Here is a 12,726-nt window from a genome sequence, read left to right on the forward strand (position 1 = left end):
ACAAGATCGTGATACATGGCCATAAATCCGGTTTCAAATTTCATTTTTTCACCACTATGGCAACAATGGACAGATTAATTAGGATCGGTAATTCAAAAGTTACGCTGAATCAAACTGGCTCCGAAGGCGGTCGGGAATTCACAGTAAATCGCTAAGTTTAATTTCTAATGCTCAGAGCCAATGTTAGCAGGGATGCGTAAGGTCCGCTTTTCGCTCAAAGCGGACTTTCCGTTCCCACCTGCCTTTTGCCTTGAACTCCTTCCTGCCGTATTTCCCTCAGCCTTCCATACGATTAGACAGCCCGGATCCGACATTGGTATTTTTCGGATCTTAGAAGCAGAAGAGAGGTTAAGGTCTTTTGCCTGACGATCACTGATGTGAAAGCCAGGAGAACCATCTTCTGCATTTCAGCCAACGCAACCCGGCTGTGATCTTGAGATCTGACTTGGCCTTCCAGATCTCGGGAAAGGAGAAGAAAGATTGTTGCAATGGACGCTTAAAATAAGCGAATTGTTGCTCTCATCTGATAAGTCATCCTGACGGCGAATCTACCCACATCATTTTCACCCTGAACATCCGTGCGATCCATCTGCCCCTCGATCTGGATTTCAGTGGGTGGAGCGCGACGGAGATCGTCAGAGTCGGAAAGCATCATCCTGTGCCCCGTCCGGCTGACCCGGAGTTCGTTCGCGCAGCGTGAAAACGCTGATCCTGACTTTATGGAGTCGTGCAGCGAGGTGGCCAGCGACGAAAGACGATTTAACCTGTGAATACGATCCGGTGTTATTGTGAGAGATAAACGGTTGAACTCGGGAACGCAAAGTCAGCATTCCTGCTATGGACGATACTGATGATTTTCATAAACACTTTTTGCTGCACCGCCAGCCACTCGCTCCATACCGTTGTATACGTGAAGCAGTACACCATAATATTCAGCGAAGAATCGCCAAAATTATTAAAGTTGACCAGCAGTGTCTGACTTTGATCGATATCCGGGTCTTGAGCCAGAAACGTGTGAATATCATTCACGATATCGGCAATTTTCTCAGCATCCTCATAACGTAAACCAACCGTGGTCTCGATGCGCCGGTTCAGCATTCGCCCCGGATTCTCGACCGTGATATCAGCAAAAACGGAGTTGGGTATATACATTGGCCGGTTTTCAAACGTCATTACTTTGGTTAAGCGCCACCCAATTTCAGCCACGACACCCTCAATATTCCGGTCCGGTGAACGGATCCAGTCACCAATGTTAAATGGTCGGTCAAAATAGAGCATGATGCCGGCAAAAAAATTACTCAGTATGTCCTTACCTGCCATCCCGACGGCAATCCCACCGATACCACCAAAGGCGAGCAGGCCGGAGAAACTCATTCCGAAATGCTGACCAAAAATCAGCATGGCTATCAGAGTAACGGTTATCTTCAGCACCCGGGTGATAACCCGCGAGTCTGTCACATCATGTCCTTTATTAATCTGGCGGATTTCAAAATAATCAATAACCAGAAACAGTTTTCTCAGGAACAAAAGAGCGATCAGCGTGATACCGAATAAATTCACCGCCGTTCGTGAGAGGTATCTGATGTGCAAATCAGCAATTCCGTCATACAAATAATCTGTGCCAAGAAGTATAATTCCTGACCATAAAGCAAAACCCAGCAGGTGCTCAGTAAAACGGTACCGAATATTCCGGAAGTTCACTCCCCGGCAGGTGATAACCCCCAGGACAGGAATAGCGAAGATCATGAAAATTATCCCCACTGAATTATGAATAAACAGTTCACCGGACATCGTCGACTCCTTTCGTATTCGCAACCGTTAAATTTTACGCTTTTCAGTTCAGGGAACACAACCGGATAAATTTTCTTTCTTGCGTTTTATATCTGTCTCCCTGAAAAAGGGATTTATAGCGCGTCCAGATCGGGGAACGCAGAAGAACGGTCCCGACAAACAGGCTCTGACTGATATTCTGCGGCCGTCCTGATGCCGCTGTTCCCTGAAACCAGGCGGCAGCGGACATCAGTACGGAGAATAAAGCGGAGCCATTCGGGACCGGGATGCTGTTCACCTCATCACGAACGATACAGCGCGTGCCGGAAACAAGATTTCGTCAGGCATGATACTGGCGACCTGTAATTCGCGGCTTTTTTGGCGCGGAATACCGGGTACATACTGCGCTGGTCAGCGAGAGACATTAAGGATGCTGAAGATTGGCTTTCGCCGTAAACAACCGTTAATTTCGCATTCAGATATATATAACAATATTTACAGGCCACACCCGGAAATGAATTGAAAAACGCATGATCTTTAACGGTATTAGTTACCAGCATTAAAAAACGGTGACTTAATGTCCGGTTTTATTTACAGGAGTCTGTCTTATGTAACTTAAATGTTACTCCTGTTTTCTGGGAGGGGGCGTTACATATGAAGTAATAAAGGTTTAACTGTACCCGGTAGCTGTAAATAAGAAATTCACATTTTTTAATCCTTCAGGAGATAATATGACTGACAAACATATATTTTCAGCGCAGGATTGTGATCATGGTATATATTTGCTTGAGAAAAGCATGAGTTTTATGTGGGCTGCTGCACTCCGGTCTGTCACGTTACTGGGCGTGGCCGAACATCTTACCAGTGGGCCTAAATCATGCGATGAACTGGCCGATATGCTGAAACTTGACGCCCAGGCACTTCTGCGGGTAATGCGGATCCTTGCCTCCGGCGCTGTGTTTAAGGAATTCCCGGAAGGTTATTTTTCCCTTACCCCTGCGGCCCACTTTCTCTGTAAGGACCACAGCCATTCATTGCGGTCAGCGATACTGATGCTCACGGATAAAACATTCTGGGAGCCTGCAGGTCATCTTGACAGGGCGCTTAAGGGGGAAGATGTCTTTAGCAGTCTTTTCGGGATGCCGTTCTATGACTACTGGACTAAGGAAAAGCACTCCCGTGGTGAGTATGATTTTCATGCTGGTATGTCATCGATGTCGACAGTGGAAAACGAAATTATTGCTGACGCCTATGATTTCCCGCACGGAGCAACGGTCGCGGACATTGCTGGAGGATATGGAAATCTGCTTTTACGGGTGTTACGTAAGGACAGCTCATTGCGTGGTATTTTGTTCGATCAGTCAGATATTCTGAGTAAAAACGTGCTTCATCAGCTCAAGGACGATACCCGTTGGGACACGGTCTCAGGTAGTTTTTTTGAAAAATGCCCTACTGCAGATATCTATATGCTGAAGTATATCCTCATGGACTGGTCAGATGAAAAGGCCTGCCAGATCCTGTCGAGTTGTCGTCGGGCCATGCGAGCTGATTCGAAATTATTAATTATAGAACCCGTTATAAAGGATAAAGATAATGAGGATGGCCGGTATGAAATTGACATGCTTCTTCTGGCAAGCTTTGACGGCGGGCAGGCCCGTACAGAACAGGCGCTGGGGAAAATGCTGGATGGCGCAGACCTGAAAATCAGTAACATTATTCATACACACAGTTATTTATCCATAGTGGAGGCAGTAATCAGGTAAACCTGTATCTTGATTCAGGTTTTCTCGTTTCTTAACGTCGACCTCTACGGAAGAAATTGTTTTTTTTAGCACAGCCCCATTTCATATGGTTTTTATCCAAAAATTCAGAAAGTTAACGAGAAATGGGGCAACTAAGGTTGATACAAGACATTAAATCTCCTTTTCGTCATCGGTCAGAAGATGACCGCCATTTTGACAATACAATCTCTTCATAGGTAGTGCGGTATCTTCATCGGACTGGAAACGGTTACGCCAACAAACGGCCAGAACAGCAGGGTGGAAATGCCAGATCTGCGGTGGAAAGGGACCACGATGGCCTGTGGAGTGCAATGAAATCTGGCATTACGACGATGACAGACAGTGTCGACCCTCACCGGGCTCATCGCGTTATGCCTTTCATGCCATGAAGTCAAACACATGGGGTTCAGCGAGCTCTGGGGTAAAAAGAACGAAGTGGTGGCTCATCTGGCTCTTCTTAACGGCTGGTCTCTTCAGGGCGCATTTGACAATATGGATGAGGCCTTTGACGTGTGGCGGGAACGCTCTCGTCATGCCTGGCAACTGGATATCTCGTGGCTCGAAACGCAGGGGATTACACTCGAGGATGAGACAGCAGCAGAGGGCGACAACATCCCTGCTGAGAATCAGCTTTCGCTGGAGCTTGAGGTTCCGCCTGTCGCGACGGAGAGCACTGCAGTGCCCGCCGTCGGTGAACAAGAGAGCATCTCCGGCGATGAGAGGCCAATCCAGAAGGACAAACCTGTATCCCGCTCATCGTCCGTAGGGTCAACGTTCTGGTCAGTCTGCCAGCGGGTGTTCTACCAGGTGAAAAAGGTGATACGGGAGCAGTGGTGATTAAACCTGTGGCGACGCATTCCCGGTGAGAGAGCCGAATGAAAATGCATCACTTTTTTCAGGACGTAATTTCGATCTGACTGGCGATGAGCGCATCCACTTTACTCTGTACCGGCGTCAGCAGATCGACATCGGTCTTCCGGTACATGCAGGGAGACGATAACGCTATAGCGCGCTTCAGAGCGTGTCGAGTCTTCCACCAGCGCTGACTGTAGGGTTAGCGGTTTGGTTGTTGGCAAGGGAAGGGCAATGTTGTCGCATGAGATATGCCATTGATGTTCACGGGTGGGAATGTGCGTCCGCTCTGTGCCAAAAGCGGACGTTGAATGAGCAGTCTATGTTAATCAACGGGGAGCTGGTCAGGCCAAATTCAGTCTACCACAACAGATGGTGGAGTTGGCGTGTCTGAACGGAGTACTACTAAGCCCACCACGCATGACCGGGGATGGGTATTATGAAGCGATGATTGCATATCCGGATCAGAATCGGGTTGGGTTGATGGAGGATCTCTTGAAAACCTCATGCCGATCCCAGTATCGGGTAGTTTAAGTCCCCCTAGATTGATCAGAATATTTAAAATTTAGTCAAATAAATTAACAAGGCCCAACAAGCATAAGGTAGCTACTGAGTCACAGCAGGACATAACGTCAAATTTACATGGGCTCGATTTTCTGAGGTTTTACCAGCGCGTTACTAATCTGGCGGAGCCGGAGAGAAGAATTAGTCAAAGGCATTCTCCTGGTTGCCGCAGAAGCCCACGTGATGCAACACTTTTAAGTATATGTTATTGATTGTCTTATAGTTCAAATGATATATTCTATTTAATTTAACATTTGAGAATTGTTGACATGGAACCTACTGATAAAAATAGTAGCGGGTGGAACCCCAAATACGTTACTGGTCTTTTTTTAACTACCATAGGTGGTCTTTTAGGTGGTCTTTGGACTTTTTTTGACTATACCTATTCCAAAACTATAAATGATTTAAACAATCAAATTTCAGCATATGAAAAATCAAATGAATGGAAGCTGCCTGAGACTTTATTAAAAATAAATAAATCAGTTGAATCTCTTAATTTAAGAATAGACGAAAGAAACAGATTTAATTATTTAGAGTTAGAAAATGATAAGTTAAAACTCGAAAACAATGATATCAGATCCAAGATGATGAAAACAGAAGCTGCTTTAAACTCTGCCAATGAATACTTACAAACGTTTGTATCAAAACATGATGATTTTATATTAAAAAGAGGAAAATCCTATGCATTAACAGAAAATAATTTATATATATCCGCGCAAAATGTTTATAGCACTACCGTAGAGGGTCAATTCGATAATGAACCTTACACTCTCGAACTGGGAAAATCCAAAGATTTTAGTGTTGGCAATTTAACATGTAAAGTGGTTTTAACAAGTATTGCCTATATGGATAACGAGGCCTCATTTTCCAAAAGCTGTTATGACAAATCAAAACAGCCAAAATTCTAATGTGGGATTTGGTTCTAACACAATCAAGTCAGTATGTTTTAAATATATACTGACTCAAAGGCATTGGGGGTTTATTTTCCTTTGTATCGTCCAAAAATATTTTTACGATGCCAATCTAGATATTGGAAAGTGCCTAGGGGTATCATCACTTTTTTGCATAAGTCGATCCCCAAAAGACGAAGCGTGAATTCATTTTTTAACTCCTCGCATAAAATTAACTCACCACTATTTTCAAAGCTCAAGAAACCTTTATCAAATAAAATATCCACATTTGAAGATAATAAAAAACCATTAAAAGGGTCAAGACGTTCTTTATTATTTGATACTCTCCAGGGCTTGATATGGCTTGCTCTAAGCATAAATTCATACGGAATACCAGTAACGATGCATTTCCCATATAGTTTAATTAATTCTTTTCTGTACTTTCCTTGACCTTTACGTGCGGCTATAAGCTGTTCGCGTTCTGTTACCGAGAGTGAATCGTCATTTTCAATCATTTCAATATCATTGATTAGAAAATCAATATCTTCAAATTCATTGCCATCACTAGATTTATTCTTTTTAACGATATTAAAACCAAGTGCTTCTAATATATGAAAACAAGGTGAATTGACTCCTCCGCTAAACTCATCAGCAAACAAAGGTCTATTAATCAATGCAATAGCTGAAATACCAAAAATGACTTTAGGTGGATATCTAACTCCATCATATTCCAGGTCATAGGTTGTAGAGTTTTGGTATTTATAATCAGAATATATCAACTCACCAAACTTATCTAGTGTGTCTAAAATGTTCTCTCTAGTTAGAGAAGACATCAAAGCATTTAAGTTTGAAACTCTATGGCTTACCGATTTCGTATCTCTGTATCCTATGGATTTTTCTAATTCAATTATACTGTTATTTTTATAATATACTCCTGCCCTTGAAAGTAAATACCATGCAATTACCTTGCTAATCACTGAGCAATAGCCTTGATGTGCGGTGCCTAAATAAGTGATTGGCGAATACTTCTCTGCTCTTTTTTCTAATAAGTATTCACTGTGATTACTAATCTCTATTGGCATTTCCAACTGAGAAGATTTAATCTTCACCTTCCAGATCTCACCTGTTTTGTCAGTTTCTGACATAGACGAAGCGAGCGCAAATCCTACATAATTTATTACCCCACGGCTACAGAAAAAAATGAGGTCGCCTTTCTTAATGGTTTTAACCATTTCTCTATAATGGTTGTATTTTTTTGCGGGCCTTGCGCTGATCCAACCATTCTCAAGTTCTTTTTTTTGTGACCATGGGCTTTGCGTAATCCAGAAGTAATTCATGTGAAATATTCACACCTCATATTAAACGGACTGATTTATAAGATATTAACTTCCTAACTAAGTCAATGCAAACCACATTAGGTGAAAGCTCACCTCTTTTTCCCTACACACTTTTTCGACTTCCGTTTTTTTCAACCATCATACCTTATTCCTCCGATATCAGATTCTTAGGGATCATTGAGGTAGCTCACTGTTGTATCTGTCAGCTGGTGCTCTGTGACGTCCCGTACTTCGTTCCGTGTTTTGAACAGATTAAAAACCAGGATGTCTATCCGATACAGTACCCGGATGATACATTGAGCCGGGATATACAGATCGATTCCTATCACCTGCATCTCATGATGAAAACCATCTACCAGATTGAAGATCCGGAAGCGTCTGTCGTAGACAAACGCATCCTGCATAAAGTCGTTAGTTCAGAACTGATTCAGCAATTCCGGTTTTATCAACAGAGTCGGATTACGCACCGGCAGACCTCGCTTTACTTTACGATGAAAATTTGGTTTCAGCAGGCAATAAATCCGGTGTACAAGCTTAAGATTCAAGCAGCAGCCCTATCTTCGGAGTCCCTGAAATAGCTTCTTAAAACTGTATGGCTGATAGTATTCTATTATTTCAGTCAACGCTCAGATCACCGGTTCATGTCGGCGTATTTCGGCTTGGAGAAAATATACCGTCTGCTCAGCGATAATGACCTCCATGCTTGGCGTAAGTACATGGCAAATTGCACTGTCAGATAGTTGACGCTCTAGAATTTTATCAATGATTTTAAGGTTTTTTTCTACTAAATCTTTTAACTCGCAATTTTCCAGACCTAGGTCGGCAAATATCTATTTAAGCCACCTGACCTGCTCGCCGTTGATTAACATACAGCATTGGTAGCAATGCGACTATTTGGCTACGAGATCAACTGTGAACTTCCGCTATTCGCTCACAGCGGACCTTGCGATGTCTTGATTTGCCACTTCGTTCCAAATGCAGACGTTGAAACAATAATGTCACTGTTGCGTGATGAAACAGATGACGACTGATGGTTATCTTTGTAAGGTAAGTGATGACTCGAAAGACAAAGAATCTAATCATGGGCAGATTTCAAGGAAAACGCATACTTATAACTGGTGGAACTAGCGGCATGGGATTTGCAGGCGCACAGCGCATCGTTAGTGAGGGCGGTCATGTTGCCATTACCGGGCTCAATGATGAAAGGCTGAAGCGCGCCCGTAGCATGCTGCCGGGATCATCTCTTATTCTGAAAAACGATGCTGCCAGCGAAGCAGATATAAGCGATCTTCAGGCAGCGATAAGCGGCTGGGGTTCACTCGACGGATTATGGCTTAATGCTGGATTTGCAGAAGTAGGTTCACCAGAATCTGTGACAGCTGATGTTTTTAACCGCATGATGAATGCTAACGTACGTGGCCCGATGCTACAGCTTGCAGCTCTTTCGGGATCACTCAATTCAGGTGCGTCTGTTCTTGTCACTTCATCTTCTTCTGTATATGAAGGTGCGGCAATGACCAGCCTGTATGCAGCAACTAAAGGGGCAGTTGTCGCAATGGTTAAAAGCTGGGCCTCTGCGCTGGCTGGGCGCGGTATTCGGGCCAATACGCTGGTTCCGGGTCCGATTGAAACGAACTTTAGACATTTCATGCCGGAGGAATCGCGCCAGCAGTTTGAAAATTTTGTTGTCAGCCAGGTCCCTCTCGGCCGGGCAGGAACAGCGGAAGAAGCATCTGCTGTCGCACTCTTTCTTCTTTCAGATGACGCATCCTATGTAACCGGCAGCCAGTACGCCGTAGATGGCGGACTTGTGCGTTACTAGCTATTGCAAGAACGGCACATCATTTCCTGAAACAGGTCCTCATAGCCCCACTGTAGAGGTGGGGAAAATAACGGTTACCTTCTTTTATAAATAAACAATCCGTTACTTCAGAGTCGTCCGCTTTTCGCTCGTAGCGGATCTTACGGCTCTCATGTCGGTCCGCTTTGTGTCATAAGGGGACTTAGCGCCAGTAAATTATTCTCCTGACCTAAACACGTATTCACAAATGAATATGATTGACGATAGGGAACCTTATCGTTATTAATATTTAATACTTTCAGTACCATAAACTTGAGATGTCCAATATGATTTCTTTCCGACCGATGACAAAAGATGAGTATCCTGCTTACCTCGAATATTTTGTTAATGATTATGCATGTGAAATCGAAGCAAACTATGGGGAATCCCTTCAAGATTCTCTTGCCAGAGCAAAGCAGGAGATTTCGGAAATGCTTCCCGAGGGAGTGAACACACACGGGCAAGTATTAATGTGTATTATTTTTCAGTTGGACAAAGCGCAAAGTCATGTAGGTTATCTATGGTACAAACCAGACTCAACTAAGCGCACTGCTTTTATCTACGATTTTCACATTTTCAACTCCAACCAGGGGTTGGGACTTGGCAAACAATCTCTACGTGCTTTTGACGAGTATTTGCAGGACAAAGGTTTTAAAGAGATCAGATTGCGCGTGGCAGGTGATAATGCTCGTGCCCGACATGTTTATGAAACCAGCGGTTTCGGGGTTACGGGTGTCAATATGAGTAAATCGATTACGGGCAGAGATATTGGTACTCGATAAAACCCAGCACCATCATCGAGACCAGATCTGATTTTCTCCCATAGCAGACCTCGCCGTGCTTCAGGTGGTCCGTTCCGTGCCTGAAGCGAAAGATAGTAGATTGCGCAACAGGTTATTGATATGATCATAAATAGTTACTAAAGGTGACGCATGGGTACTGAAACGATAATTACGCTTTTAAGATACAAGCGCTGGATAGATATTGAAACGCTGCAAGCGATTAAAAAAATTGATGCGTCTGTTAATGCAGAAAAGCGCCATCTGACGCTCAGATTGATGAACCACATACATGTGGTTGATATGATCTTCAGAGCTAACATTATCGGCCAGAAACATTCCTACACTGCACTGAATACGCCAGAGACTCCCTCTGCCGATGAACTTCTGGTAACGATGACTGAATGTACAGACTGGTATATCCAACATGTCGATTCTATGTCACCCATTCAACTTACTGAAACAATAAAATTCCAGTTCGTCGATGGCGGGTATGGCGAAATGAAGGCGGTCGATATGCTCAATCATGTGTTGTTTCACGGGACATATCATCGCGGCGCTGTAGGTTGGCTACTTTCAGAAAGTGGTGTAACCCCGCCTAAGGACGTAGTGACCGTTTTTCTAAGAGATCATAACCCCGACTAAACGAGTGAGAGGGTCTATAAATTTAAAACTCCATAGGCCCTTTAATCAAAAACGTGAAAGCATAAATGAATGTCCGTTTCTTGCTCGTAGCGGACCTCGCGGCTCTTATGTCGGCCCGCTTTGTGCCCTAAGCGGCCGTTACGCCTGGCCATTCGTTTGCCGTGAGGAAACGTTAAGGCTCAAAATAATGCACTGTTTCAGATATAAAATTATACCGTCGGGACAGTACCGCCATCGATCACATATTCCGTACCGGTAATAGTGGCAGCACAGGATGACGCGAGGAAGACGATGAGGTTCGCTACTTCGATGGGCTTTGAAGGACGGCCCAGCGGAATTCCACCGAGTGCATTCATGATGAGCTGCTTACCGCCCTCGTAGTCCGTTCCTGCCTGCTGAGCAAGTCGTTCCGCCATCGCTACCGATGCTTCGGTTTCTACCCAGCCAGGCGCCACACGCACCACCCTAATTCCCTTAGGGGACACCTCTTTCGACAGGCTTTTGCTGTACGCCGACAGTGCCGCTTTGGCCGCCGCATATCCGGTGGTCGATTCCGGTAACGGCAGTTTACGCTGAATAGAGGTGACGTGGATGATCACACCATCCTGTTGCGCCAGCATCCCTGGCAACAACGCGCGATCTAAGCGTACCGCAGGCAACAGATTAAGATTGAGCTCCTGTTGCCATTCTTCTTCCCCCAGGGCTGCAAACCCACCGCCGGGAGCGGTAGAACCGCCTGCTACGTGGATGATGATATCGACGCCGCCCAGGTGTTTCTGAACGGCGTCCACGACTAAATTACATCCCTGGATGGTGGTCAGATCCGCTGCCACGAAAGCGTCTGCGGTAGATTCTGCGGGCTTGTGACGCGCGGTGGTTAGCACCGTTGCCCCTTGCTGTTTTAAAAGGTGGACAACTGCTTTGCCGATCCCTTTGGTACCTGCGGTAACCAGAACACGTCTGCCCTGTAAATCAAGATCCATCAGCATCAGATTATCTCCAGAGTCGCAATCTTGTCGCCAGCGAGGCCGAAAGTATGTGTAAGCATCACGGGGCTACCGGGAAAATTACCGACAACGTTCGTGGTGACTATTACCCGATCGCCATCCGTGAGAACTTCAATGGGGTGAACGCTATAGTCGAAGGCAGCCCGCGCCGCGCGTTGCCACGCTTCGATTACCGCGTGCCCCCGATGGGTTTTACCTTCGTCGAACACGACGGCATTGAGGGTAAAACAGCGCTTAACGCTGGCAATATCGGCACCATTGCCGATCGCAAAATAGGTTGAAATAGCTTGCGGTAGAGATAATGACATGGCCCTTACTCCCGTTATTTACAGTACGGGAATTTTTAACATAGACTGTAAAATTGACAAGTACGCACAAAAAAGTGAGCAACTGAATTATGAGTAAGTTATATAGCCCGGAATCTGCCGCAAGCGGCGTGGAACAAGTTCTGCGAATGCTGGAAGGTCGCTGGAAACTCATTATTCTGTTTCATCTTTTCGACGGAAAGGTGCAACGCTATTCTGATTTTGAAAAACTGATCCCCGAAATTTCGCAGAAGATGCTGGCACAACAGCTGCGACAGCTGGAGGCCGACGGCATTGTGTCACGTAGGGTATATCCTCAGGTTCCACCGAAAGTCGAATATCGGCTCACTGAGTGGGGGCAGGCGCTGTGTCCGGCTCTTGATGCGATGCTGAAATGGGCAGAAAAACGCGAGGTTTAGGGGCTCGGGTACATTTTTGTTTATGGTCGAAAATTGTTGATGTTCATTCCTTGCTGATAGCAGACCTTGCGGCTCTTATTTCGGTCCGCTTTGTGCCGGGAGTGGACATTATTTTTCTCGACTTATTCTAAATTCAATGCAAGGTACTATTATTGAATATATCGTCTGGGTTAAATTATGAACACAACCAATCCCATAATGGGCAATATTATGAAAAGGAGGAATATTGGCATATGGCCTCATGGCCGCATCCCTGCCCATAGGCTGTTATGCGGACGTACAACGCATTGAGTGGAGTAGGGAGCATGATAAAGAGCGAAGTATGAAAATCGAAATCTACTAATCCTCGTAGTACCGAAGATTGCCGGCATACTATAGACTCTGGCACCCGCAGCGTTTCATATTCTAAAAGTCCTCAAGAAAGCTAAACAAGGCGTCCTGATTCTGTGAACCCTTTGAGCTTATGGAGCATATTTGCATTAATTAATCAAGCTCAGCTGGTTATATAATAAACAAGAACCGCACTATTTTCTATAT

Annotated in this window: 11 protein-coding genes and 1 pseudogene; 7 read left to right on the forward strand and 5 right to left on the reverse strand. The window is 44.9% G+C overall.

The window, feature by feature from the left end; translation table 11 throughout:
* Window positions 1-783: 783 nt before the first annotated feature.
* On the reverse strand, window positions 784-1,791 hold the full coding sequence (locus tag QMG44_RS01880) for a mechanosensitive ion channel family protein (RefSeq protein ID WP_044857298.1): 1,008 nt from the start codon (window positions 1,789-1,791) through the stop codon (window positions 784-786).
* 710 nt (window positions 1,792-2,501) lie between these two features.
* Here QMG44_RS01880 and QMG44_RS01885 point away from each other — a divergent pair.
* The 3 genes from QMG44_RS01885 (at window position 2,502) to QMG44_RS01895 (ending at window position 5,875) form a co-directional block, all read left to right on the forward strand.
* Window positions 2,502-3,533 carry a methyltransferase gene (locus QMG44_RS01885; RefSeq protein ID WP_014169001.1) on the forward strand — a complete coding sequence of 344 codons (1,032 nt, stop codon included), beginning with the start codon at window positions 2,502-2,504 and terminating at the stop codon, window positions 3,531-3,533.
* A gap of 417 nt (window positions 3,534-3,950) precedes the next feature.
* Entirely contained in the window at window positions 3,951-4,388 is a 438-nt protein-coding gene (locus tag QMG44_RS01890) for a hypothetical protein (RefSeq protein ID WP_232937271.1), read from the forward strand.
* Between the two features lie 848 nt (window positions 4,389-5,236).
* Entirely contained in the window at window positions 5,237-5,875 is a 639-nt protein-coding gene (locus tag QMG44_RS01895) for a hypothetical protein (protein WP_232937272.1), read from the forward strand.
* 71 nt (window positions 5,876-5,946) lie between these two features.
* Here the strand turns inward: QMG44_RS01895 and QMG44_RS01900 are convergent, their stop codons facing one another.
* Together QMG44_RS01900 and QMG44_RS01905 are read right to left on the reverse strand one after the other, a co-directional pair.
* Window positions 5,947-7,194 (reverse strand): HNH endonuclease, encoded by a 1,248-nt coding sequence (locus QMG44_RS01900; RefSeq protein WP_232937274.1) that lies wholly within the window; start codon window positions 7,192-7,194, stop codon window positions 5,947-5,949.
* Window positions 7,195-7,374: 180 nt separating this feature from the next.
* A pseudogene (locus QMG44_RS01905) lies at window positions 7,375-8,024 on the reverse strand (hypothetical protein); the annotation flags it as partial.
* A gap of 251 nt (window positions 8,025-8,275) precedes the next feature.
* On the opposite strand from QMG44_RS01905, the gene QMG44_RS01910 reads away from it, so the two are divergent.
* The 3 genes from QMG44_RS01910 to QMG44_RS01920 all read left to right on the forward strand — a co-directional run bounded on the left by QMG44_RS01910 (window position 8,276) and on the right by QMG44_RS01920 (window position 10,458).
* Window positions 8,276-9,016, forward strand: coding sequence for an SDR family oxidoreductase (locus QMG44_RS01910; protein ID WP_049022522.1), 741 nt, complete (start codon window positions 8,276-8,278; stop codon window positions 9,014-9,016).
* Window positions 9,017-9,321: 305 nt separating this feature from the next.
* Entirely contained in the window at window positions 9,322-9,816 is a 495-nt protein-coding gene (locus QMG44_RS01915) for a GNAT family N-acetyltransferase (protein WP_025204737.1), read from the forward strand.
* A 150-nt stretch (window positions 9,817-9,966) separates the two neighbouring features.
* The gene (locus tag QMG44_RS01920) at window positions 9,967-10,458 is read left to right on the forward strand and encodes a DinB family protein (protein ID WP_014169007.1); all 492 of its coding nucleotides are present in this window, start codon (window positions 9,967-9,969) and stop codon (window positions 10,456-10,458) included.
* 209 nt (window positions 10,459-10,667) lie between these two features.
* Here QMG44_RS01920 and QMG44_RS01925 read toward each other — a convergent pair whose 3' ends face one another.
* Together QMG44_RS01925 and QMG44_RS01930 are read right to left on the reverse strand one after the other, a co-directional pair.
* The gene (locus QMG44_RS01925; protein ID WP_086532833.1) at window positions 10,668-11,447 is read right to left on the reverse strand and encodes an SDR family oxidoreductase; all 780 of its coding nucleotides are present in this window, start codon (window positions 11,445-11,447) and stop codon (window positions 10,668-10,670) included.
* On the reverse strand, window positions 11,447-11,773 hold the full coding sequence (locus QMG44_RS01930) for a nuclear transport factor 2 family protein (RefSeq protein WP_086532832.1): 327 nt from the start codon (window positions 11,771-11,773) through the stop codon (window positions 11,447-11,449). The genes QMG44_RS01925 and QMG44_RS01930 overlap by 1 nt, the downstream gene beginning before the upstream one ends.
* Window positions 11,774-11,862: 89 nt before the next feature.
* Between QMG44_RS01930 and QMG44_RS01935 the strand changes: the two genes are divergently transcribed.
* Entirely contained in the window at window positions 11,863-12,189 is a 327-nt protein-coding gene (locus QMG44_RS01935) for a helix-turn-helix domain-containing protein (protein ID WP_032681484.1), read from the forward strand.
* Window positions 12,190-12,726: the final 537 nt, after the last annotated feature.

The organism is Enterobacter sp. 200527-13, from assembly GCF_027924865.1.
In the GTDB taxonomy this organism is placed as follows: Bacteria; Pseudomonadota; Gammaproteobacteria; order Enterobacterales; family Enterobacteriaceae; genus Enterobacter; species Enterobacter ludwigii.